Raw genomic sequence first — 20,514 nt, forward strand, 5'->3', positions numbered from 1 at the left:
CCGTGATTCCGGGCGTGCCGTTTAGCGGCGCCGCTCCGGAATCTGTCGCAAGGGCCCACGCGCTCGACGATGGCTTCAGGCGCCGCGGCTTCGCTGCGGCCGGAATGACGGCGCTGCTGCTGGCGACCGCTCCAGAGAAGTAGAATCCGACCCGAACCGGTCAGCTCCCGTAACTCTTCACCAGCGAGCCGGCGACCAGCCCCCAGCCATCGACGAGGACGAAGAAGATCAGCTTGAAGGGCAACGCCACCGTCACCGGCGGCAGCATCATCATGCCGACCGACATCAGCACCGAGGCGACCACGAGGTCGATGATCAGGAACGGCACGAACAGCAGGAAGCCGATCTCGAAGGCGCGCCGTAGCTCGGAGATCATGAAGGCCGGGACCAGAACCTGAATCTGGATGTCCTCGGCCCGCTCCGGCCGCGGCTCGCGCGACATTTCGAGGAACAGCGTCAGGTCCTTCTCGCGGACATGCTTCAGCATGAACTCGCGGAACGGCACGATGCCGCGGTTGAAGGCTTCCTGCGGCTGGATCTCCCCGGCGATGAGCGGCGCGCCCGCGACGCGATAGGCCTCCTTCAGCGTCGGCGTCATCACGAAGCCGGTCAGGAACAGCGCGAGACCGATGATCACCGCATTGGGCGGTGCGGTCTGCGTACCGATCGCCGACCGCAGCAGCGACAGCACCACGGCGATGCGCGTGAACGAGGTCACCATGATCAGGATCGACGGCGCCAGCGAGAGCACCGTGATCACCGCGATCAGCTGCAGGGCCCGCTCGGTCGTACCGCCGCCCTGGCCCAGATCGAGCGAGAGCGACTGCGCCAGCGCCGGAGCGGACAGGCCCAGGCCGAGCAACACGGTACCGAGCAGTGCCGGAACCAGCGCGGCCAGGCCGGCCCGCCGCCATACCCTCGACCTCTTGGAGTGTGTCTCGCCCATACGCCTTCCCTGCCCGAATCAAGGCGCGGGCCGGGAAAACGCTAGTGCATGCTCCGGGGCGCTGCGAAGGGCTTTCGCCCCGTCATCCCCTGCGGTTTGGCCGGCTCTCGCCGGCCGACCGGTCAGCCCTTCGGCTTCGGATCGCGCCCGAGCAGGCGCGCGAATTCGGCCTCGATCGCATCGACGGAGAACGGATCGGCCTCCTCCGGCTTCGGTTCAGCCGGCTTGGTCTCGTTGGCCTTGGCCTCGTTCGACTTGGCCTCGCTCGACTTGGCTTCCGCGCCCTTGTCCTCGGCTGGCTTGAGTTCAGCTGGCTTGGGCTCGCCAGCTTTAGCCTCGGCGGCACCAGGCTCCTCGGCCTTGGCGGATTCGGCCTTCGCTTCAGGAGCCTTGGGCCCAGTGTCCTTGGCTTCCGCGGGCTTGGCCTCGGGGGCTTTGGCTTCGGCCGGCTTCGCTGCCGAGACCCCTGCTCCACCCTTCATCTCGCCGCCCAGCACCGCCTCGAAGCTCGGCACGGCGATCTCCTGCGGCTTGGCAGCCGACTCGGGCTTCGGCTCCGGCTTGCCGCCCGGCTGGTTGTCGGAGGCCGGCTTCGGCATCTCCATCCTCGCCGGCTCCGGCTTGACGGGCTCCGGCTTTGCGTCGGCGACGGGCTGGGGCTTGCGCTCCGGCGCGGCGAAGACCGGCGGCACCACCATCGGCGTCTCGGCCGGGCGAGCCGGGCCGGGCTTCAGGCCCAGCGCCATTTCAAGCTCGGCCTCCATGTCCAGCGCGGGCAGCGCCGAGGCCGGGATGCCGGGAGCCGGCGCCACGGGCTTGGGCTCGTTGGCCGGGACGGGCGGCGCGACCCTGGCGGCGGGCGCCAGCGGCGGGACCGGCGGCTTCACGACCTCCGGCTCGGTGCGGGCACCGACCGATGACGGACGCACGGCGGAGAACGGGCGCTTCAGCGCCTCCTCGAGCTGGCGGGCCATGTCGCCCAGCTCGGCCTGGCCGGCCGCAGCGGCATCGCGCGCGCTCTGGGCGACCGCGGCCGAGGCGGCCACGGCGGCAGCGGCGACCGGAGGCACCACGGGCTGCGGCGCAGGACGCACCGGCGGGATCGGAGGCAGCGGCTGCCCCGTCGGGCGCGGCGGCGGCGCGAGCGGCTGCTGACGCGGCGGCGGCGCCGGCATGGAAGGCGCCGGTGCCGGCGGCACGGGCATGGGCGCGGAGACGGGCACCGGCGCGGGCTCGGGCAACGGTGGCGCGCGACGCGGCTCGTCGGCGGGTTCGGGGCGCAGCGGCAGATCGGGCAGCGCCGTCGGCTCCAGGGCCAGCGGCCGTTCGGGCGCGCCCTCGCTCGGCAGCGGCGCCGCGACGCGAGCCCCGCTGCGCATGATGTTGGTCTCGATCACGACGTCGGAAGCACCGCCGATCATCACGAGATGCTCGACATTGTCGCGCCGCACCAGGATGAGCTGACGCTGCCGGTCGAGGTCGTGGATATCGACCACGCCAAGCCGCGGCTGGCGGGTCCTGCCGCTGCCCTGACCCTTGAACTTGAGCCGACCCCCAGAGATCCGCCGCAGGAAGAAGGCGAAAAGCGCGACCAGCAACAGGACGATCGCGAAGGCGATGATCCAGCGCAGGCCGGTCGAGAGTTCGAAGCCAAACAAAGTCTGCAAGGTTTGCCTCATGAAGCGACGCGACAGCCACGCGCAGCCTCACTTTTAAAGGCTGCCCGGGGATGAACCTGCTGGCTATACCATAACGCCCGCGAATTCGGGAGACATGGTTACCGGATGGTTAACCGGATTGTCACCATTCGCCGATCTTAACGCGCCGTTAACCATGCGCCCGGCAATAATTGCCCAGTTCCGCGCAGTTGCGGCGCGCCCGGGAGCCGGAGATCGGAGCCATGTCGAACACCGGCCTCAGCCTGATGGGCGCCCTCAAGACGCGCATGCACTGGCACCAGAGCCGCCAGAAGCTGCTCGCCGAGAACGTTTCCAATGCCGATACGCCGCGCTTCAAGCCGCACGATCTCAAGGCGCCCTCGCCTGCCGGCGGCGGACTCGTACTGGCGCAGACCTCGCCGCTCCATCTCGGCCCTGCCGGGAGCGTCAACGGCTTCGACCCGCGCGATCCCAAGCGCTTCGAGACCACACCGAGCGGCAACAGCGTCAATCTCGAGGACGAGATGCTGAAGGTCGCCCAGAATCAGTCCGACTATCAGCTCGCAGCCTCGCTCTACAGCAAGGGTCTCGGGCTGATGAAGATCGCCATCGGCAAGGGCCGCTGAAAATTGCGCCGCTGAGACCTCGGCTGCTCAGGAGAAACACTATGGATCTGCTCAAGAGCATCGCGGTGGCGGCCTCGGGCCTGCGTGGCCAGGCCGGGCGCATGCGCGTCATTGCCGAGAACCTCGCCAACGCCGATTCGACGCCGGACCGCGCCGGCGTCGATCCGTATCGCCGCAAGATCGTCACCTTCCAGGGCCGCCTCGACCGCGAGCTCGACGCCCAGGTGGTCGAGCTCGGCCGGGTCGAGCGCGATCGCGGCGCCTTCCGCACCAAGCTCGACCCCGGCCATCCGGCCGCCGACGCCGCGGGCCAGGTCCGGATGCCGAACGTCAATTCGCTGATCGAGAGCATGGATATGCGCGAGGCCCAGCGCAGCTACGAGGCCAACCTCAACGTGATCTCGTCGACGCGCCGCATGCTCCAGCGCACCATCGACATCCTGCGCGCCTAGAACCTGCATTCGAAACGGAACGCCAGCCATGACCACGTCCAGCTTCGCCGCCGGAGCCTACGCCTCGATGCAGGGCATCGGCGGAGGCGGATTGCTGAAGAAGCCCGCCAGCGCCGGTCTTGCCGGCGGCGCCGCAACCGGTATGCCGGACTTCTCCTCGCTGCTCGGCAAGGCGCTCGATTCGACCACGCAGGCGGCCCGTGCCGCCGACGTGCAGACCGCCAGCGTCGCGGCCGGCCGCTCCGACATCGTCGATGTCGTAACCGCGGTTGCCGAGAGCGAGGCGGCGATCGAGACGCTGGTCGCCGTCCGCGACCGGGTCATCGCCGCCTATGAGGAAATCATGCGGATGCCGGTCTGACCGCGGCATCCCCATCCCCGAAAGCACCTGCGGAACCTGCCTCATGACCTCCGGAGCCATCCTCGACGTCGCCCGCGACGGCATCGTCGTCTTCCTCAAGGCCGGCGCACCGCTGATGCTGATCGCGCTCGGCGTCGGCCTCGTCGTCTCGCTCTTCCAGGCGCTGACGCAGATCCAGGAGCAGACCCTGGTCTATGTCCCGAAGATCCTCGCGGTCTTCGCCGCCCTGCTGCTGTTTTTGCCGTTCATGGGGGACGCGCTGGCAGGCTATATGGGCAGGGTCGCCGTCCGAATCGCCACGGGCGAATGATTCTCGCGCCTGCCTGCCGCGCCCTCCTCGGGCCCGGCCAGGGCAGGCACATCTCCTGGCGCAGGAATCCGGGCCGCCAGATGCAGATCGCGATCCTGCCGGAGATCAGCGCCCTGTTCGTGCTGGTCTTCGCGCGTGTCGGCACGCTGGTGATGCTGATGCCCGGCATCGGCGAGCGCTTCATCCTCTCCCGCGCGCGGCTTTCTCTGGCCTTCTTCGTCGCCCTCGTCATGCTGCCCATGGCCCGCGGCACGATCACCCTGCCGAGCGAACCGGCCGCGGTCGGCGGCCTCCTGATCAGCGAGATCCTGATCGGCCTTGCTCTCGGCTCCTGCGTGCGCCTGCTGATGGGCGCCCTGCAGACCGCTGGCCTGATCGTCGCCCAGACCATGGGCCTCGGCTTCGCCATGACCGTCGACCCGTCCGGCGGTATGCAGAACCCCTCGATCGGCAACTTTCTCTCGATGCTCGGCATCACGCTGATCCTCGCCTCCGACCTGCACCATGTCGCTTTGGTCGCGATCCATGAGAGCTATCGCCTGCTGCCGCCCGGCGGCTTCCCGGATGTCGGCGACGTGCTCGGGCTTGCAGTCAAGGCGATGTCGCGCGGCTTCGCGCTCGCCGTGCAGATCTCGGCTCCGTTCATCGTCTTCGGCCTGCTGTTCAATCTCGGCCTCGGCGTGCTCGCGCGCCTGATGCCGCAGATGCAGGTCTTCTTCCTGGCGATCCCGGCCTCGATCCTCGGCGGCATGCTGGTCTTGCTCGCCGCGATCGGCGTGATGATGGGCGTCTTCCTCGAAGATCTCGGCGCCTTCCTGCGCCAGCTCACCGGCATCTGAGCGGAGGCGTGCATGTCTGACGAACCGGACAAGGACGATCGCACAGAGGAGCCGACCCAGCGAAAGCTCGAACAGGCGGTCGAGAAGGGCGACGTCGCCCGTTCGCAGGAGATCGGCACCTTCTTCGTGCTCTGCGGATTCACGCTCGCGCTGCTGATCGCCGCCGGCTCGTCCGCCCGCGAGGCGACGCTGCAATTGCGTTCCTTCCTGATGAACGCCCACCAGGTGCCCTCCGGCGGCGACGCGCTCTTCCACGTCACCGCCAAGGGCGTGATGACCGGCTTCGCGGCGCTGGCCTTGCCCCTCGGCTTCATCCTCGTGGCGGCTCTCGCCGGTGCGCTGATCCAGCACAAGCCGCTCTGGACCACCGAGCCGCTGATGCCGAAGTTCAACCGGATCTCGCCCATGGCCGGCGCCAAGCGGATCTTCGGCAAGGAGGCCTGGGTCAATTTCGCCAAGGGCCTGGCCAAGATCATGCTGGTCGGCGTCGGCGTCTGGATGGTGCTCTGGGGCGAGCGCGACCGGCTGCAGAGCTTCGCCCAGATGGATGTCAGCGCCTTGCTGCCGGCCGTGCTGGTGCTGACCATCAAGCTGATGGCCGGGGTGCTCGCGATCTTCGCGGTCATCGCCATCGGCGATTTCGGCTACCAGCGCTTCAGCTGGTACCAGCGCCAGCGCATGACCCGGCAGGAACTCAAGGACGAGTACAAGAACAGCGAAGGCAATCCCGAGGTAAAGGCCAAGCTGCGCCAGCTCCGGGCCCAGCGCGCCCGCTCGCGCATGATGGCGCAGGTGCCGAAGGCGACGGTGATCATCACCAACCCGACCCACTTCGCCGTCGCGCTGCAATATGAGAACGGTCAGGGCGCGCCGGTCTGTCTCGCCAAGGGTGTCGATGCCATCGCGCTGAAGATCCGCGAGGTCGCCGGCGCGCACGACATTCCGATCGTCGAGAACCCGCCACTGGCGCGCGCGCTTTACGCCACGGTGGAGATCGACGAAGAAATTCCTGTCGAACACTACCAGGCGGTGGCCGAAGTCGTCGGTTACGTCTTGCGCCTGAAGCGCCGCCGCGCCTAACTCGCGGGCTGGCGCGCGATCGCAAGACCACCGTGCCCGCTGCCCGCATGGCGTGGGCGGATTGAAGGAAATGGACCTGCCGCAATGACCGCAAGCACGGCGACGACCGCGATCGATCGTTCCGACAGGCCGGGCCATGTCGGCATCATTCTCCTGGTGGCGGGGCTGCTCGTCGGCGCCGCGATCGCGCTCGGCTTCATCGCCAATGAATGGGCCCAGCCGCTGATCCTCGGGCTGCTCGCCCTCCTCTCGGTCGTCGGCGTATTCTGCCTCTTCGCCTTCGCGATCGGGCTGCTGCAGTTCTCCGGCCGGGCGGCCCGCAACGATTTGACCAAGATCATCGTCGACGGAGCCGAGGATGGTGTCGTCGTCACCGAGGGCGACGACCGCATCGTCTATGCCAACGAGACCTATCTGACGCTCGCCGGGGCCCGCAACGCCAGCGAGATCGCCCCGGTCGAACGGCTGTTCAAGGGCCGCGCCGAAGTGTCGGAAGCGATCTACCGGCTGGCGACCGCAGCGCGCGCCGGGCGGCGGCTCTCCGAGGAGATCCGGCTCGAGCCCGCCCTGAACGAACGCGCGGCGGTCGGCTGGTACCGCGTCCGCGTCACGCCGATCACCCGCGCCGGGCGGCCCGCATCGCTCTGGACGGTGTCGGACGTCACGCCGGAGCGCGAGCGCCAGGAGAACGCCTTCCAGGAGCTCCAGCACGCCATCGATTACCTCGACCACGCCCCGGCCGGCTTCCTCTCGATGAACGCCGATGGCGAGGTGCCCTATCTCAACGCCACCCTGTCCGGCTGGCTCGACTACGACCTCGCCCGCTTCGGCTCGGGCGGCCTGCACCTCGAGGACATCGCCTCGCCCAACGCCGCCGCCCTGATCCAGGCCATTCGCGGCCAGCCCGGCGATGTCCGCATCGAGGTACTCGACGTCGACCTGCGCCGCCGCAACGGCCAGTCGCTGCCGGTCCGGCTGCATCACCAGGTGGCCTTCGGCCAGGACGGACGGGCCGGCGCCTCCCGCACTTTGGTGCTCAACCGCGCCGCCGGCGAGGCTGGTGCCGATGCGCGCAGCGATGCCGAGGCGCGTTTCGCCCGCTTCTTCCACTCGACGCCGATGGCGATCGCCACCGTCGACCGCACCGGCGCGATCCTGCGCTCCAATGCCGCCTTCACGCGTCTGACGCCGCAGGGCGTCCAGCCGGCCACGATCCAGGAACTCGTCAACGGCAATGGCACATTGGGCGAGGCCTTCGAGGCGGCGCTCGCCGGCAAGGGCGAGATCGCCCCGCTCGACCTGACGCTCACGGGCGAGGAAGGCCGCTCCGCGCGGCTCTATCTCTCGCCCGTCCCGGCGACCGAGGACGCCGATGGCGAGCGGGCCATCGTCTATGCTCTGGAGACGACGGCCGAGCGCAAGCTCAAGGACAATATGGACCAGGCCGGCAAGATGCAGGCGGTCGGCCAGCTCGCCGGCGGCATCGCGCACGATTTCAACAACGTGCTGCAGGTCATCATCAACGCCTCCGAGTTCCTGCTCGCCAGCCACAAGCCGACCGATCCGTCCTTCCCGGACATCATGCAGATCAAGCAGAACGCCTACCGGGCGGCTGCGCTTGTCCGGCAGCTGCTCGCCTTCTCGCGCCGGCAGACGCTGCGCCCGCAGGTGCTGGCGCTCGGCGACGTGCTCTCCGACCTCTCGCTGATGCTGAAGCGCGTCGTCGCCGACAAGATCGCGCTCGACGTCCGCCAGGGGCGCGATCTCTGGCCGGTCAAGGCCGATCTCGGCCAGCTGGAGCAGGTCGTCGTCAACCTCGCGGTCAATGCCCGCGACGCCATGCAGGATGGCGGCAAGCTCCAGGTCCGCACCCGCAATGTCGCGGCCGAGGAGATTCCCGGGCTCGGCCACGCCGCCCTGCCCGCCGCCGACTACGTCCTGCTCGAGGTCGAGGACAGCGGAACCGGCATCCCGCAGGAGCATCTGGAGAAGATCTTCGAGCCCTTCTTCACCACCAAGGAGGTCGGCAAGGGCACCGGTCTTGGCCTCTCCATGGTCTACGGCATCGTCAAGCAGACGGGCGGCTTCGTCTTCTGCGACTCCGTCATGGGCCGCGGCACGAACTTCAAGATCTTCCTGCCGCGCTACATTCCGAGCGAGGAGGACCTCGCTGCCGAGGCCGCCGCGAAGGAAGCCCCGAAGAAGGCGGCCGCCGACCACACCGGCGCCGGCGTCATCCTGCTGGTCGAGGACGAGGACGCAGTGCGCGCGCTCAACGCCCGCATGCTGGTCTCGCGCGGCTACACCGTCCACGAGGCGGCTTCGGGCGTCGAAGCGCTCGACATCTTCCTGCGCCATGAGGGGAAGATCGATCTCGTCATCTCCGACGTCGTCATGCCGGAAATGGATGGCCCGACCCTGCTCGGCGAGTTGCGCCAGCGCAATCCCGAGACGAAGGTCGTCTTCGTCTCCGGCTACGCAGAGGAAGCCTTCCGCAAGAACCTGCCCGAGGGCGAGGAATTCCACTTCCTGCCCAAGCCTTTCACGATGAAGCAGCTCGTCGAGACGGTGAAGGCGACCATGGGCTGAGCCGGTCGCCGCAACCGGCGACCTGTCGCGCCAGCGGGACGCTGCGCAAGCCTGCGGCTACTGAGGCTGTTCTGGGAACCGCCCAAGCGAGGTAGTCGAAATTGACACTGGCGAGCGTTAGCGAAGCCCGTATACTGGCACTCCACCCGGCCTGGACTGGATGCCGAAAGTGCGGATTTCTTCGTGCTTCCTGCTTCGTCTGCTTGCGCTCGCGCTGGTCTTCACCGGTGCGCTCGGGATAGCTGCGGCCAACGAGCCGAAGGAGCGCCGCGTCGCGCTCGTCATCGGCAACGCCGCCTATCGTGCCGCGCCCGCATTGCCGAACCCCGGCAACGATGCGCAGGACATGGCCGCGGCTCTCAAGGCCCTCGGCTTCGAGGTGATAGACGGAAATGACCTTGACCGGCGCGGCATGGGCGAGGCGCTCGGCCGCTTCGCCCGCGCCGCCAACGGCGCCGATGCCGCCCTGGTCTTCTACGCCGGCCACGGCCTGCAGTTTCGCGGCGAGAATTTCCTGCTGCCCGTCGACGCCGCTCCGAGCGACGAGTTCGCCATCCCCTACGAGACGACCCGTGTCGCCGACGTCGTCGATGCCCTGCAGAACGCCAAGGGCATCCGCATCCTCATCCTCGACGCCTGCCGCAACAATCCGCTGGCGGACCGGATCGCCAGTTCCGGGCGCAGCCGCGACAGCGCGATCGGGCGTGGCCTGGCACGCATGGCCCAGAGCTCGGGCATGGTCGTCGCCTATGCCACGCAGGCCAACGACGTGGCCGCGGACGGAACCGGCCGCAACAGCCCGTTCAGCGCGGCTATGCTCGAGCATCTCAGCGAGCCCGGCCTCGAGATCGGCCAGATGTTCCGGCGCGTCGCGGTCAGCGTCAATCAGCGCACCAAGGGACGGCAGACGCCGGAACTCTCGCTGTCCCTGCTCGGGGATTTCTACTTCAACCGGGCCGAGACCGATCTCCAGGCCTGGTCCAAGGTACGCGACAGCAACGAGGCGCCGGCCCTGCGCGGCTTCATCGAGCGCTTTCCGAAGAGCTATCTCGCCGATGCGGCAAGGGCCCGGATCGATGCGGTCGAGCGCGCCCAGCGCGAGGACACGCTGCGCCGGCAACTCGCCGGCTATGAGGAGGAGCGGCGCCGGGCGGCGCAGGCGGCCGAGACGGCCCGGCAGGCCGAGGCACAGCGTCTGGCAGCCGAAAGGACGGAGCGCGACCGCTTGTCCGCCGCCCAGGCCGAAACAAGGCGCAAGGCCGAGGAGGAAGCGGCCCGGCAGCAGGCTGAGCAGCGCCGCCGCCTCGACCAGCGGCTCGCCGAACTCGAAGCCGAGAACCGCAAGGTCCAGGCCGAACTCGCCTCACGTGCCGAGGAACAGGCCCGCCGCACCCGCGACGACAAGGAGCGCGAAAGCCAGGCCCGCGAGCGTGAGCGCCTGTCGGCGGCGCAGACCGACCGGCTGAAGACGGCCGAAGCCGAGGCAAACCGCCAAAAGCAGGAGGAGGAACGCCGCATCGCCGAAAGGCTGGCGAAGCTGGAGGAGGAGAACCTCCGCGCCTCCGCCGACCTTGCGGAGCGCTTCAAGGCCGAAGCGGCAATCCGTCAGGCCGTCGAGCGCGACCGGGCACGGCTCGTCGGGGAGCTCGAAACCGAGCGGCGGCGTGCGGCGGAGGAATTGCAGCGCGTCCAGCGCGAGGCCGCCAACGCCGCAGCACGGGAAGCGGCCTCGCCCCCTGCTGCGTCGGTGCGCGTCGCCAACCTGCCGCAGGATGGCGCCTCCGCGCCGACCGCCTCCCCAGCTATCCAGCTCGACCTCGCGGGCCTGACCAAGACGATCAACGTCGAACTCGGCCGAATCGGCTGCTACCGCGGCAGGCCCGAGGGCGAATGGTCGAGCCGGCCGACCAGCCGCGCCGTGCAGGAGTTCGCGCGGCTCGCCCGGATCACCCCGCCGGACGCTCCAAGCACCGAATTCCTCGACCTCCTGAAACGCCAGAGCGGGCGGATCTGTCCGCTGCAATGCTCGGCCCGGCAGATCGAGCGCGACGGCGCCTGCGTCGCCAAGTCCTGCCCGAGCGGCCAGCGGCTCGATGCCGATGGCGATTGCGTCGCACCGAAACCGAAGCGGGTCGCCCAGCCCGCCGCCGAACCACGGCAGAAACCGCGCCCGGCTCCCGCGGCGCCTCGGGGCGGGCGCTGCTTCACCTTCAACGGCCAGTCCTTCTGCGAGTGAGTGTTACATAGATCAGCGACATTCGGAGCACAGCACTATGCGCCTTGCTAGCTCGCTTCTTCCGACATCGCTGCTCTCGGCTCTGTTGCTCCCGTCCGCAGCCGATGCGGAGGCCAGGTTTCGCGTCACGGCATCCTGGGTCGAGAACCAGATCGAGCCCGAAGAGCGAGCGAGAAACATGCACTTCACCTATCTGGTCACGCTCGGAAACGACAAGAAGGTGCGTGAGACCAGCCAAATGCGCATGGAGAGGCGGCGCGCCGGCCCCGCCGACCAGTCCCGTGAATCCCAGCTCGGCGAGACCGCCGGTGGCAGGGCGCTCACGCAATGGAAAGTCGTCAACGAGTCCACGCTGGTACGACTGACCGGCTGGCCATCTCATACATTTGCGATCTGGCTGCGCACCCAGGGCGACCGATCATGCACCGCCTCACTCGAATGGCGCCTGAAACCGGGCTTCACCATCTACGAAAGCTGGTCGTCGATACGTGGCCAGTATCGCAAGTTCACCGAGCCGGCCTGGCCGAGGGCGACATGCGAAGTGCTGTGAACCCTGCCTCGCTTTCCGACGCTTCCGGGCGCCTGCGGCCGATTCTCCGCTACCGGGACTGTGGATGGTTTGCCTGCCTCCTGGTCGTCGGGGCGCTATTCCTTCCCGTACTGTTCAGCTCGGCCGCGCATGCGGAAGTGCGCTTCCGCCTCTTCCTGGCCTGGGTGACACCTGTGATCGAGCCGAGGCCTGGCGACCGCTTGGTTCAGGCGAGCTTCATGGTGACCCTCGCGGACAAAGGGAAGGTGACCGAGACAGTCTCCCGGACTTCAGGCCGCCGGCGGCAATCCAGCTTTCAGGCGCGGGAAGCTGATCTCGGGGACGAGCTCGGCGGCCGCTCCGGCGCCCAATGGCGGGTCCTCAACGAGAGCACTCTGGTGCGGGTGGCAGCCCGGCCCTCCCACACTTTCGCGATCTGGCTGCGCACCGATGGCAGCCGCTCCTGCACCGTTTCACTGGAATGGCGCCTGAAGCCGGGCTTCACCGCCTTCGAAGGCCGCTCGCGGCGGGACAGGGAACCGAGGATCTACACACAGCCGCGCGTGCAGGAGGCGACTTGCGAAGTGCTGTGATCGCGCGCCGACCCGGATTTACGGGCCGGGAATCGCATAATTCGGAGCATTCGCAGTAAGGTTAAATTCGCTCGACCATTGAAAGGCAATCGGCGCGAGAGCATGACCCTGACGCTGGCGTGCCTACCGGGCTGCCGTCGGGAATGCTCAGGACGCGCATGCCAAGCTTCTATCGATCCGCACCGAGCGCCGGAGACATTCTCAGGGCGAACAATGGCGAAGGACCCGGCTTCAACGCCTTGCGGCTCGCCCTCTCGGTCTTGATCCTCGCCGTGCATTCGGGCTGGGTTGCGGGCGCCGATACGAGCCAGGACTGGGAAGGGCTTCAGGGCCTGTTCCGGCTCAGCCTGGTGCCGGCCTTCTTCGCGCTCAGCGGCTTCCTCATCACCGGCAGCGCCCTGCGCACGGGGGCGGTCAAGCCCTTCATCACGCTGCGCCTCATCCGCATCTTCCCGGCACTTTTCGTCGAGGTGACGCTTTCTGCGCTGGTGCTCGGGCCGATCTTCACGACCTTCCTGCTGGCGGACTACTTCCGCGACATCCGCTTCCTGGAATACTTCGGCAACATCGTCGGCCGCATCCGCTTCGAGCTGCCCGGCGTGTTCGAGACGAACCCGTTGCCGAACACGGTCAACCAGAACCTCTGGACGCTGAAACCCGAATTCTACTGCTATATCCTGATGGCGTTGATGATCTATTTCGGCATCGTCAGGAGCCGCCGAACCTTCACCTCGTTCGTGGTCGTGCTCTCGGCCGCCGCCACCGTGGCGGCCTACGCCTACGGCTTCGGCGTCAGCGAGGCGAACTACCACTGGACCGTGGTGGTCTTCTATTTCTTCGTCGGCTGCGTCTACTTCCAGTGGCGCGACCATCTGAAGATCCATTGGCTGCTCTTCCTCGCGGCGCTGGCGGCTTCGCTCGTGCTGATGTCCGCTCCGCGCGAACTCGCCTTCCTCGTCACGCCCTTCCTGACCTATTGCGTCATCTATATCGGCCTGCTGCCGCTGCGCCTGCCCGAACTGCTGCGCAAGCTCGACGTCTCCTACGGCATCTACCTCTACGGCTTCCCGATCCAGCAGGCGCTGGTTGCGAAGTTCGACTTCGTCCATGGCGACGGCGTGATCCTGTTCCTGGTGTCCGCCCCGATCGTGACCGCCTTCGCGCTGTTCTCCTGGCTCTATGTCGAGAAGCCGTTCCTCAAGGTGAAGCGCTATGTCCTCGGCGACCGGCCGCCCGAAACCAGCTCGCCGGCAGCGCCCGAAGCCGGCAGCGGCAAGGGCGTGCAAGGCATCGCGCCGGCAACGCGCTGAGGGCGCGGGCCTTCGCTCCCAGCCCGGCGGCTCAGGCTCGCCGGGTCCGCATGCGGCTGACGAACTCCATCCCCAGCACGGCGAACGCGAAGAGGACCCAGAGCGGATCAGCGCGGTTGAGGAAAAACGATTCGAGCATGCCGACATAGGTCATCAGGATCACGATCATCGCGAACAGATCCGCCAGCCTTTGCCGCGCCGGGTCCTGCACGGCGCGCAGATAATTCCGCAGCGGCAGGACCATCAGGCAGAAGATCACCACGACCGCGCCGGGAATGCCGAACATCAGCATCGCGTCGAGATAGCTGTTGTGCGCCGAGCCGATACCGCGAATGTCCCAGCTGGCCTCGAAATTCTCCTCGAGCCTGGTGACGACCGGCGTCTGCCAGAACCCGAAGATCCCGTGCCCCAGCCAGGGCTTCTCGCCGATATAGGTCATGGCGAAGCGCCAGATTTCATCGCGCCCCGTGAAAGTCGGGTCGGAGCTCAGCGAGGCCGAGACTTGAAGCAGCGCCGGTGACAGCACGGTGCCGACCGTCAGCCCCGCAACCAGCAGCACCAACGCGACATGGATCGCGAGCACGAGGCGCGGCCTTCCCGTCAGGCGCGCGAACAGCACGAGCCCCACCGCGATCGGCAGGAAACCCATCGTCGTCTTGGAGCCGCTGTTCAGCACGAAGAGCGTGCCGAGGCCGATGATCGCCAGTCCCCGCAGCCTGATCCCGCTGCGCCAGCAATAGATCCCGATCATGGTGAGGATCGAGAACACCGGCGCGGCGAAGTTCTTGTGCGTCAGGTGCCCGCGCCAATCGCCGGCATGGCCGCCCTCGACGCCCTCCGATCCATGGATCGCCAGCTGCGGCGCCAGCAGGATCGCGGCATAGACCAGCAGCAGCACCGTGAGCGCGGCGGTTGCAGCAGCGCCGGCGAAGTCGCGCTCGCTGCGCGGCAGCACGAGCACACCGACGACCATGACCAGCGCAAACGTGCTCAGCAGCAGCGCCCGCAGCGACGCCTCCGGATCCGGCGCCTGCCGGGCCGAGAAGGCCGCGACCAGCAGGACGATAATCAGGCTGCTCGAGCGCAGCTGCGCCAATACGGAGCGCTCTGACAGGCGCAGCATCGCCGCAAGGTAAATCAGCGCGAGGCTGACATAGCCGATCTGGTTGATGACGTTGCCGGTCGAGCCGCCCTCGTCGGGTATGTCCGGCACGCCGGCGAAAGGCTGGAAGGTCAGGATCATCAGCAACAGGCCGAAGCCACTCAGCAGGGCGGCGGCGATGCGCGCGCCGTCGACCGGGACGCCTGGCGCCACGGCGGCCGCGCCGCTCCCCTTCTCGCCGATGCCGACCGTCATCCTGTCCCCGAGGCTCCCGCCGTGCGGCAGCCCGAGCCGCGCCGGCGGGCCAGTATTGGACACACAACCTTAAGGGCCTGTAGCCAAAGACTGCGTTCTCGCCGCTCGGGGGCTCGCGGCGTCGCCGGATCGCGCGGTTCTTCCGCCCGGCGCGCCCGACGACAGGACGAGGCCAGAATGGACCCGGCAGCGGCGCAGTCAGCCCCCTTCGTCTGGGGCATCGTCGGCACCGGCGCAATCGCCGGTCTCTTTGCTGGGGATCTGCACCTGATCCCCGGAGCCCGGCTCGGCGCAGTGCATTCGCGCAGCCTCGATAAGGCGCAGGACTTCGCAGCCCGTTCCGGCGGAACCACCGCCTATGACGACCTCGACGCCTTCCTCGCCGATCCGGCAATCGAGGCGGTCTATATCGCCACCCCGAACAATCTCCACGCGCTTCAGGCCCTCGCCGCCATCGCCGCGGGAAAGCCGGTCCTGATCGAGAAGCCGATCGCGCTCTCTTCGGGGGATGTCGAGGCGATCGCCAAGGCTGCCGCCGAACGCGGCGTCTTCGCCATGGAGGCGATGTGGACGCGTTTCCTGCCGGCGATCGTCGCCCTGCGCCAGCATCTGGCAGCCGGGCGGATCGGCCGGATCAGGCGACTGCGTGCCGATCTCTCCTATTTCCATCCGCAGCAGCCCGGAAGCCGCTTTTTCGAGCCAGCGCTAGGAGGCGGCGCCGCGCTCGATCTCGGGGTCTATCCGCTCTCGCTGACCTTGCACCTGCTCGGCCAGCCCCAGCGCGTCGAAGGGCGCTGGTTCTCTTCGGCGAGCGGCGTCGATCTTAGCAGCGAATTCGCCCTGCACTATCCCGAGGCGACCGCCGAACTCTCCTGCGGTTTCGATCGCGACGGAGCCAATCTGCTGCTCGTCGAGGGCAGCGAAGGCTCGCTGCGGATCGAGGCGCCTTTCCTCAAGGCCCAACGCCTGATGCATTTCGCGCCCGGCGCCCTCGCCACGCCCTGGCGTGAGAGGAACGACCCTGCCTTCCTCCGCAAGGTGCTGGACCGGCTGCCCTTGCCGGGCGTGCGGCGCGAGACCTTCCCCTTCCCCGGCAACGGCCTGCAGTTCCAGGCCCAGGCGGTGATGGCCGCGATCCGGACCGGCGCCACGAGCTGCGAAACCATGCCGCTAGCCGAAAGCGCGGCGGTGCTAGGCATGATCGAGATGGTGCGGGCGCAGCCTGCGGCAGCAGCAGCCCGCTAAAACGAGCTTTGCATCCGATAGGGTTGCGCCAGCGCGCCCGCTCCATTCAGCGCCAGCGCCAGCTCGGTGATGTGCAGCGCAAGCTCGCCTGAGAAGACCGGCTCCCGCCCCGCCGCGACCGCCTCGGCCTGGGCCGCGATCCCGCCAGCGAAATCGATCTGCGAGGGAAACGCCGGCAGCGAGGCCTTGCTTGCGCTGGGGTAGGCAAGACGCCGGCCCGGGGTTGGCTTCCAGGGCAGCGCGCTGCCGATCCGGGCCTCGAGTTGGCCGAGGAGCCGCCCGAGCAGCGGACGCGGGGCGCCGACCTGCTCGAGATGCACGGCCGAGCGGTTGTCCCAGAGATCGCGAACGGTGAGCGAGCCGCCATCGCCGAAGACCTGCAAGGAGCGATCCCGCGGTGCCGCCAGGCCGGAGCTCAGCCGCGCCACCACACCCGAGCGGAACTGCAGGCAGCCGACCGAGAAATCCGGAGCCATCGCCAGCGCTTCGGTTCCCGGCCCCTTGTCCGGGAAGGTCAGCGCAGCGAAGGCGGTGACGCTCTCGACCGGGCCGAACAGCGAAACCAGCCAGGACAGGGCATATCCAGCATGTTCGAGCGTGCAGCCGACCTCGAATTCGTGCAGCCCCGGCCAGGCAGCGCCGGAGCGCGAGCGCCATGTCGCCCATTTGTCGCGAAAGACCGGCCCGTCCTCCATCGCCGCATAGACCAGCCGCGGCCTGCCGATCCTGTCATCGCGCAGGGCTTGAGCCACCAGCCGGTGCGCATCACTGAGCCCGTTGGCCGGCGCGGCGGCGAGCGTCAGCCCGCGCTGCCGCGCCAGCGAGACCAGCTCCCGCGCCTGCGCAAAATCCATCGCTAGCGGCTTTTCGCTATAGACATGCTTGCCGGCGCCAAGCGCGCGGCGGGAAATCTCGTAATGGCTTTCCGGCGTCGTCAGATTGACGACGATGCCGACCGCGGGGTCGGCGAGCAGCGCATCGAGACCGACGTAAGTCGACACGCCATGAAAGGCGCAGAAGGCCTGGAGCCGCGCGGCATCGCGATCCCACGCTCCAGCGAGCACCAATTCCGGGTGATTGGCGAGGGTCGTCATATAATAGTCGGCGACAAAACCGGTGCCGACGATCGCGATCTTCATGACAGGCCCTCGGGCTTCTAGCTTGCCCGAGGCGTTATCGCGGAGAATGCCGACTAATTCGTTGATGGTCTCGCTGGCGCCCCCGGCCTCGCCTATCCGGCAAAGCCCGCACCGGCCTCGGCCGCCCCGAAGCGCAGCAGCCGGCAATCGCGCACGGCCGCCTGCCGATGCGCCATCGCCTCGCGGTAGGTCGGATCGCGGAACAGGGCGGCGAACGCCTCGACGCTCGGATATTCCGCGATGAAGCAGACATCCCAGCGCTGGCCGCCGGGACCGATCAGCAACTGTTCGAAATCGCCACGCCAGAGGATGCGGCCGCCGAGCCCGGCCAGCACCGGCGCGCTGATCCGGCCATAGGCTGCGAAGGCGTCGGCGCCGCTCGCCTCCCGCTCGTCGGGATACCGCGCTCGCTCATGCAGGCGGACCAGGTTGAGCATTTGCACCGGGCCAGGGCGAGCGGCAGCGCAGAACGCCGCGAAGGCTTCGCGGGTGAAGCTGGTGAAGGCTTGCATTGGCCTTGCCCTCATTCCGCCGCCGCAGCGCGCGACCAGGCGCCGGCATAGTTCGGCGCCCGTCGCGCCAGCCACGCATCGAGCCCCTCGCGCAGGTCGAAGGTCGGCGCCATCCGGGCGAACTGCTCGCTCTCGATCAGCAGGCCCTCGCCGATGCTGCCATTGATCCCGCGCGTCACCGCCGTCAGGATGCTGGCCGCCGCCAGCGGCGAATGCCGGAGTATCCGCTGCGCCAGCGCCCTTGCCGCCGGCAGCAGCTCATCATGCGGCACGACCTGGTTGATCAGCCCCATCTCGAGCGCCCGCTCCGGTGTGAACGGGTCGCCGGTCAGCAGCAGCTCCAGCGCCCGCTTGCGCCCCGCCAGCCGCGGCAGGCGCTGCGTGCCGCCGAAGGTCGGCGGCATGCCGAGATTGATCTCCGGCTTGGCGAAGATCGCGCGTTCGCTGGCGATGGCGAGATGGGCCGCTTCGGTGATCTCGCAGCCGCCGCCATAGGCGAGCCCGTTGACGGCGGCGATCACCGGCTTCGGGAAGGCCTCGAGCCGCGCCGTCAGGGCCTGCCCGCGGCGGACGAAATCCCGCACCGCATAGTCCGGCCCGGCCGCGACGCTGCGCGAGAATTCGGCGATGTCGCCGCCGGCCGAGAAGGCGCGCTCGCCCGCCCCGGTCAGGATCACCGCGCGGATGGCAGGATCGGTCTCGATCCGGTCGAGCAGCAGGAGCAGGCGGTCGATCAGCGCGTAGTTCAGCGCATTCAGCTTGGCGGGGCGGTTGAGGGTCAGCGTCGCGATACCCTCCCGGCATTGCATGAGGACGGTGTCGATCTCGGACATGGCATGGGCTCCAGCGGTTTGGGATGCCGCCACGCTGCCTCGCCGCGCCGTTTACGTATACTATCTATACGGTATACATAACGGCATGACCGAACCCGAAAGCCCGACGCGCAAGCGCATCGTCGACGCCGCGAGCAAGCTCTTCTATGCCGAGGGTATCCGCGCGGTCAGCGTCGATGCCGTCGCCGAGAAGGCGGGCCTGACCAAGCGCACGCTCTACTACCATTTCGAGAGCAAGGACGAGCTCGTCGCCGCCTATCTCGAAGCGCGCGACCAGCCCAATCTCAAGCTGATGGCCGGCTGGTTCGACGCCGCCAAGGGCGGACTGCCGGAGAAGGTCGAGGCGATCTTCCGGAATCTCGCGCGTGCCGCGCGCAATCCGCGCTGGAAGGGCTGCGGCTTCCTGCGGACCGCGGCCGAGCTCGCCGCCCTGCCCGGCCATCCCGCGATCAGGATCGGCGCCCGCCACAAGGCCGGCTTCGAAAGCTGGCTTTCCGGCGCATGCGCGGCGCACCGCATTGCTGCCCCCCAGGAGCTGGCGCGCCAGATCGTGCTGCTGATGGACGGCGCCTTCGCGATCATGCTGATCCACCGCGATCCGGCTTATGTCGAGGCCGCCGGGCGCGCCGCCGCGGCCCTCGCGGTCGCCGCCCTGCGCGAACCCGCCGTTTGATCGCCTCCCGGCCAGCGACTAGAGCATTTCCGCGATGCAGAGAATCGCGGAAATGCTCTATCTCTTTGTTTCATCGCATTTTCTTCACGCGAACCGGTACCCGCTTCGCTCGAAAATGCTCTAGTTTGCCGCCATGACCGCACGCCCGCGCCTCGCCTATGGCATCCTGCTCCTGCTGCAGACCATCTGCGCCGCGCTGCTGCTCTTCTACATCCACATGGCCTTCCGGATCGTCACCGAGAAGCCCGGCGAGCTGCACAGCCTGCCGGCTTCGATCCTGCTCCAGGTCGTCATCGCGATCCTGATCGGCCAGAGCTGCTACTGGACGCGCCTGGGTCATGTGCCGGTGCCGGACGGCATCTACAGCCCGGTGCTCGGCCACCTCCTCGCCTTTGCCGGCCGCCTTTCCTCGATCTTCGGCGGGGCGCTCTTCTCGATCTATTTCCTGCGCCAGCTGCCGGCGATCCAGCAGCTCAGTCTCGACTCCGGGCTGCTCTGGCGCTGCCTTTTGGTCTTTGCCATGCTGTTCGCGATCTACTGCTACACGCTGGAGCTGGAGCGCCTCGGCGCGGCCTGGCAGAAGGCCCCGGAGCCAGCTGGCCCGGAGCGGCCCGAGGAACCGGCGAGCTAGGCATCTCCCCTCGCCTCAGCCCGAATTCCCTCTTCTTTGCCGCCGGGCCCGCAGCCGCCCGAGCCAGGAGCGCGCGCGCTCCCGTACTGCCCGGCCCAGCACCACGGCGCGCTGCCAGGCGGCGGACGCCTTGACCCGCTCGACCACGATCTCCCTGATCCGGTCGAGCCAGGCCATGCAGCGCGCGAACCAGCCGATCGTCAGCAATTGCGTGCGCCCGGCATGGTAGACCCGCTCGACCAAAAGGAAGCTGGTGAGATGGCCGACCGCCATCAGCGCGATGCCGCCGAACCAGGCGCCGCGCGCCAGCAGAAGCAGCGAGAGCAGCTTCAGCGGCTCGGCGACGGCGAAAGGCACCGCCAGCAGGGCGAGAACGCCATAGGGCGGCAGGCGCCCGATCGCCGCCTCGATCCTCGCCACGATCCGGAACGAGCCGAACCAGGCAAGCAGCGGCCGGTAGAGCGGCCGCGCCAGCTCGTCGAGCACGATGATCAGGCCGACGACGAGATCGACCGGGATGAGCAGGAGACGAAGAAGCCGGGTGCGCATGAAGGGCCCGATCTGCGGGGGAAGCCCGGACGGCATAGCACGTCGC

Annotated in this window: 21 protein-coding genes; 14 read left to right on the forward strand and 7 right to left on the reverse strand. The window is 68.2% G+C overall.

What is annotated here, in order from left to right; all coding sequences use genetic code 11:
• Positions 1-160: 160 nt before the first annotated feature.
• Both fliP and AC1REK_RS06280 read right to left on the reverse strand, forming a co-directional pair.
• Positions 161-946 (reverse strand): flagellar type III secretion system pore protein FliP, encoded by a 786-nt coding sequence (gene fliP / locus AC1REK_RS06275; protein WP_492270282.1) that lies wholly within the window; start codon positions 944-946, stop codon positions 161-163.
• Between the two features lie 122 nt (positions 947-1,068).
• Positions 1,069-2,613, reverse strand: coding sequence for a flagellar biosynthetic protein FliO (locus AC1REK_RS06280; protein ID WP_492273785.1), 1,545 nt, complete (start codon positions 2,611-2,613; stop codon positions 1,069-1,071).
• A gap of 233 nt (positions 2,614-2,846) precedes the next feature.
• Between AC1REK_RS06280 and flgB the strand changes: the two genes are divergently transcribed.
• The 11 genes from flgB (at position 2,847) to AC1REK_RS06335 (ending at position 13,529) form a co-directional block, all read left to right on the forward strand.
• Positions 2,847-3,230 (forward strand): flagellar basal body rod protein FlgB, encoded by a 384-nt coding sequence (gene flgB / locus AC1REK_RS06285; protein WP_492268669.1) that lies wholly within the window; start codon positions 2,847-2,849, stop codon positions 3,228-3,230.
• A 41-nt stretch (positions 3,231-3,271) separates the two neighbouring features.
• Positions 3,272-3,682 (forward strand): flagellar basal body rod protein FlgC, encoded by a 411-nt coding sequence (gene flgC, locus AC1REK_RS06290; protein ID WP_066472358.1) that lies wholly within the window; start codon positions 3,272-3,274, stop codon positions 3,680-3,682.
• 28 nt (positions 3,683-3,710) lie between these two features.
• A complete protein-coding gene (fliE, locus tag AC1REK_RS06295) occupies positions 3,711-4,043 on the forward strand; it encodes a flagellar hook-basal body complex protein FliE (protein ID WP_066472357.1) in 333 nt (110 codons plus the stop codon).
• Between the two features lie 43 nt (positions 4,044-4,086).
• Positions 4,087-4,353 (forward strand): flagellar biosynthesis protein FliQ, encoded by a 267-nt coding sequence (fliQ, locus tag AC1REK_RS06300; RefSeq protein WP_316021243.1) that lies wholly within the window; start codon positions 4,087-4,089, stop codon positions 4,351-4,353.
• An 80-nt stretch (positions 4,354-4,433) separates the two neighbouring features.
• Positions 4,434-5,192 (forward strand): flagellar biosynthetic protein FliR, encoded by a 759-nt coding sequence (gene fliR / locus AC1REK_RS06305; protein ID WP_492268668.1) that lies wholly within the window; start codon positions 4,434-4,436, stop codon positions 5,190-5,192.
• A 12-nt stretch (positions 5,193-5,204) separates the two neighbouring features.
• The gene (gene flhB, locus AC1REK_RS06310) at positions 5,205-6,272 is read left to right on the forward strand and encodes a flagellar biosynthesis protein FlhB (RefSeq protein WP_316021245.1); all 1,068 of its coding nucleotides are present in this window, start codon (positions 5,205-5,207) and stop codon (positions 6,270-6,272) included.
• Positions 6,273-6,356: 84 nt separating this feature from the next.
• Positions 6,357-8,861 carry a cell cycle histidine kinase CckA gene (gene cckA, locus AC1REK_RS06315; RefSeq protein ID WP_316021246.1) on the forward strand — a complete coding sequence of 835 codons (2,505 nt, stop codon included), beginning with the start codon at positions 6,357-6,359 and terminating at the stop codon, positions 8,859-8,861.
• Between the two features lie 169 nt (positions 8,862-9,030).
• Positions 9,031-11,097 carry a caspase family protein gene (locus AC1REK_RS06320; protein ID WP_492268667.1) on the forward strand — a complete coding sequence of 689 codons (2,067 nt, stop codon included), beginning with the start codon at positions 9,031-9,033 and terminating at the stop codon, positions 11,095-11,097.
• A 178-nt stretch (positions 11,098-11,275) separates the two neighbouring features.
• Positions 11,276-11,647, forward strand: a complete 372-nt coding sequence (locus AC1REK_RS06325) for a hypothetical protein (RefSeq protein ID WP_492268666.1) — start codon at positions 11,276-11,278, stop codon at positions 11,645-11,647.
• A complete protein-coding gene (locus AC1REK_RS06330) occupies positions 11,632-12,219 on the forward strand; it encodes a hypothetical protein (RefSeq protein ID WP_492268665.1) in 588 nt (195 codons plus the stop codon). The genes AC1REK_RS06325 and AC1REK_RS06330 overlap by 16 nt, the downstream gene beginning before the upstream one ends.
• A gap of 158 nt (positions 12,220-12,377) precedes the next feature.
• Entirely contained in the window at positions 12,378-13,529 is a 1,152-nt protein-coding gene (locus tag AC1REK_RS06335) for an acyltransferase family protein (RefSeq protein ID WP_492268664.1), read from the forward strand.
• A 31-nt stretch (positions 13,530-13,560) separates the two neighbouring features.
• Here AC1REK_RS06335 and AC1REK_RS06340 read toward each other — a convergent pair whose 3' ends face one another.
• On the reverse strand, positions 13,561-14,886 hold the full coding sequence (locus AC1REK_RS06340) for an O-antigen ligase family protein (protein ID WP_492268663.1): 1,326 nt from the start codon (positions 14,884-14,886) through the stop codon (positions 13,561-13,563).
• Positions 14,887-15,063: 177 nt separating this feature from the next.
• Between AC1REK_RS06340 and AC1REK_RS06345 the strand changes: the two genes are divergently transcribed.
• A complete protein-coding gene (locus AC1REK_RS06345; RefSeq protein WP_492268662.1) occupies positions 15,064-16,131 on the forward strand; it encodes a Gfo/Idh/MocA family protein in 1,068 nt (355 codons plus the stop codon).
• On the opposite strand, the gene AC1REK_RS06350 is transcribed toward AC1REK_RS06345, so the two are convergent.
• From AC1REK_RS06350 to AC1REK_RS06360, 3 genes are all read right to left on the reverse strand, one after another.
• Positions 16,128-17,270, reverse strand: coding sequence for a Gfo/Idh/MocA family protein (locus tag AC1REK_RS06350; protein WP_492268661.1), 1,143 nt, complete (start codon positions 17,268-17,270; stop codon positions 16,128-16,130). The genes AC1REK_RS06345 and AC1REK_RS06350 overlap by 4 nt on opposite strands.
• A gap of 92 nt (positions 17,271-17,362) precedes the next feature.
• A complete protein-coding gene (locus AC1REK_RS06355; RefSeq protein ID WP_492268660.1) occupies positions 17,363-17,782 on the reverse strand; it encodes a DUF1330 domain-containing protein in 420 nt (139 codons plus the stop codon).
• A gap of 11 nt (positions 17,783-17,793) precedes the next feature.
• Positions 17,794-18,615 carry a crotonase/enoyl-CoA hydratase family protein gene (locus tag AC1REK_RS06360; RefSeq protein WP_492268659.1) on the reverse strand — a complete coding sequence of 274 codons (822 nt, stop codon included), beginning with the start codon at positions 18,613-18,615 and terminating at the stop codon, positions 17,794-17,796.
• A gap of 85 nt (positions 18,616-18,700) precedes the next feature.
• Between AC1REK_RS06360 and AC1REK_RS06365 the strand changes: the two genes are divergently transcribed.
• Both AC1REK_RS06365 and AC1REK_RS06370 read left to right on the forward strand, forming a co-directional pair.
• A complete protein-coding gene (locus tag AC1REK_RS06365; RefSeq protein ID WP_492268658.1) occupies positions 18,701-19,288 on the forward strand; it encodes a TetR/AcrR family transcriptional regulator in 588 nt (195 codons plus the stop codon).
• A 133-nt stretch (positions 19,289-19,421) separates the two neighbouring features.
• A complete protein-coding gene (locus tag AC1REK_RS06370) occupies positions 19,422-19,919 on the forward strand; it encodes a hypothetical protein (protein ID WP_492268657.1) in 498 nt (165 codons plus the stop codon).
• A 15-nt stretch (positions 19,920-19,934) separates the two neighbouring features.
• On the opposite strand, the gene AC1REK_RS06375 is transcribed toward AC1REK_RS06370, so the two are convergent.
• Entirely contained in the window at positions 19,935-20,468 is a 534-nt protein-coding gene (locus AC1REK_RS06375; protein WP_492268656.1) for a hypothetical protein, read from the reverse strand.
• Between the last annotated feature and the right edge of the window lie 46 nt (positions 20,469-20,514).

The organism is Allobosea sp. GW823-FHT02B03, from assembly GCF_058797755.1.

Excerpts from the sequence above, each read along its gene's own strand:
- AC1REK_RS06335 (WP_492268664.1), top strand. The coding sequence starts at position 12,378 with ATGCCAAGCTTCTATCGATCCGCACCGAGCGCCGGAGACATTCTCAGG.
- AC1REK_RS06375 (WP_492268656.1), bottom strand. The coding sequence starts at position 20,468 with ATGCGCACCCGGCTTCTTCGTCTCCTGCTCATCCCGGTCGATCTCGTC.
- AC1REK_RS06345 (WP_492268662.1), top strand. The coding sequence starts at position 15,064 with ATGGACCCGGCAGCGGCGCAGTCAGCCCCCTTCGTCTGGGGCATCGTC.
- AC1REK_RS06350 (WP_492268661.1), bottom strand. The coding sequence starts at position 17,270 with ATGAAGATCGCGATCGTCGGCACCGGTTTTGTCGCCGACTATTATATG.
- cckA (WP_316021246.1), top strand. The coding sequence starts at position 6,357 with ATGACCGCAAGCACGGCGACGACCGCGATCGATCGTTCCGACAGGCCG.
- flhB (WP_316021245.1), top strand. The coding sequence starts at position 5,205 with ATGTCTGACGAACCGGACAAGGACGATCGCACAGAGGAGCCGACCCAG.
- fliP (WP_492270282.1), bottom strand. The coding sequence starts at position 946 with ATGGGCGAGACACACTCCAAGAGGTCGAGGGTATGGCGGCGGGCCGGC.
- fliE (WP_066472357.1), top strand. The coding sequence starts at position 3,711 with ATGACCACGTCCAGCTTCGCCGCCGGAGCCTACGCCTCGATGCAGGGC.
- AC1REK_RS06330 (WP_492268665.1), top strand. The coding sequence starts at position 11,632 with ATGCGAAGTGCTGTGAACCCTGCCTCGCTTTCCGACGCTTCCGGGCGC.
- flgC (WP_066472358.1), top strand. The coding sequence starts at position 3,272 with ATGGATCTGCTCAAGAGCATCGCGGTGGCGGCCTCGGGCCTGCGTGGC.
- AC1REK_RS06355 (WP_492268660.1), bottom strand. The coding sequence starts at position 17,782 with ATGCAAGCCTTCACCAGCTTCACCCGCGAAGCCTTCGCGGCGTTCTGC.
- AC1REK_RS06360 (WP_492268659.1), bottom strand. The coding sequence starts at position 18,615 with ATGTCCGAGATCGACACCGTCCTCATGCAATGCCGGGAGGGTATCGCG.
- AC1REK_RS06370 (WP_492268657.1), top strand. The coding sequence starts at position 19,422 with ATGACCGCACGCCCGCGCCTCGCCTATGGCATCCTGCTCCTGCTGCAG.
- AC1REK_RS06365 (WP_492268658.1), top strand. The coding sequence starts at position 18,701 with ATGACCGAACCCGAAAGCCCGACGCGCAAGCGCATCGTCGACGCCGCG.
- AC1REK_RS06325 (WP_492268666.1), top strand. The coding sequence starts at position 11,276 with ATGCACTTCACCTATCTGGTCACGCTCGGAAACGACAAGAAGGTGCGT.
- AC1REK_RS06340 (WP_492268663.1), bottom strand. The coding sequence starts at position 14,886 with ATGACGGTCGGCATCGGCGAGAAGGGGAGCGGCGCGGCCGCCGTGGCG.
- fliQ (WP_316021243.1), top strand. The coding sequence starts at position 4,087 with ATGACCTCCGGAGCCATCCTCGACGTCGCCCGCGACGGCATCGTCGTC.
- flgB (WP_492268669.1), top strand. The coding sequence starts at position 2,847 with ATGTCGAACACCGGCCTCAGCCTGATGGGCGCCCTCAAGACGCGCATG.
- fliR (WP_492268668.1), top strand. The coding sequence starts at position 4,434 with ATGCAGATCGCGATCCTGCCGGAGATCAGCGCCCTGTTCGTGCTGGTC.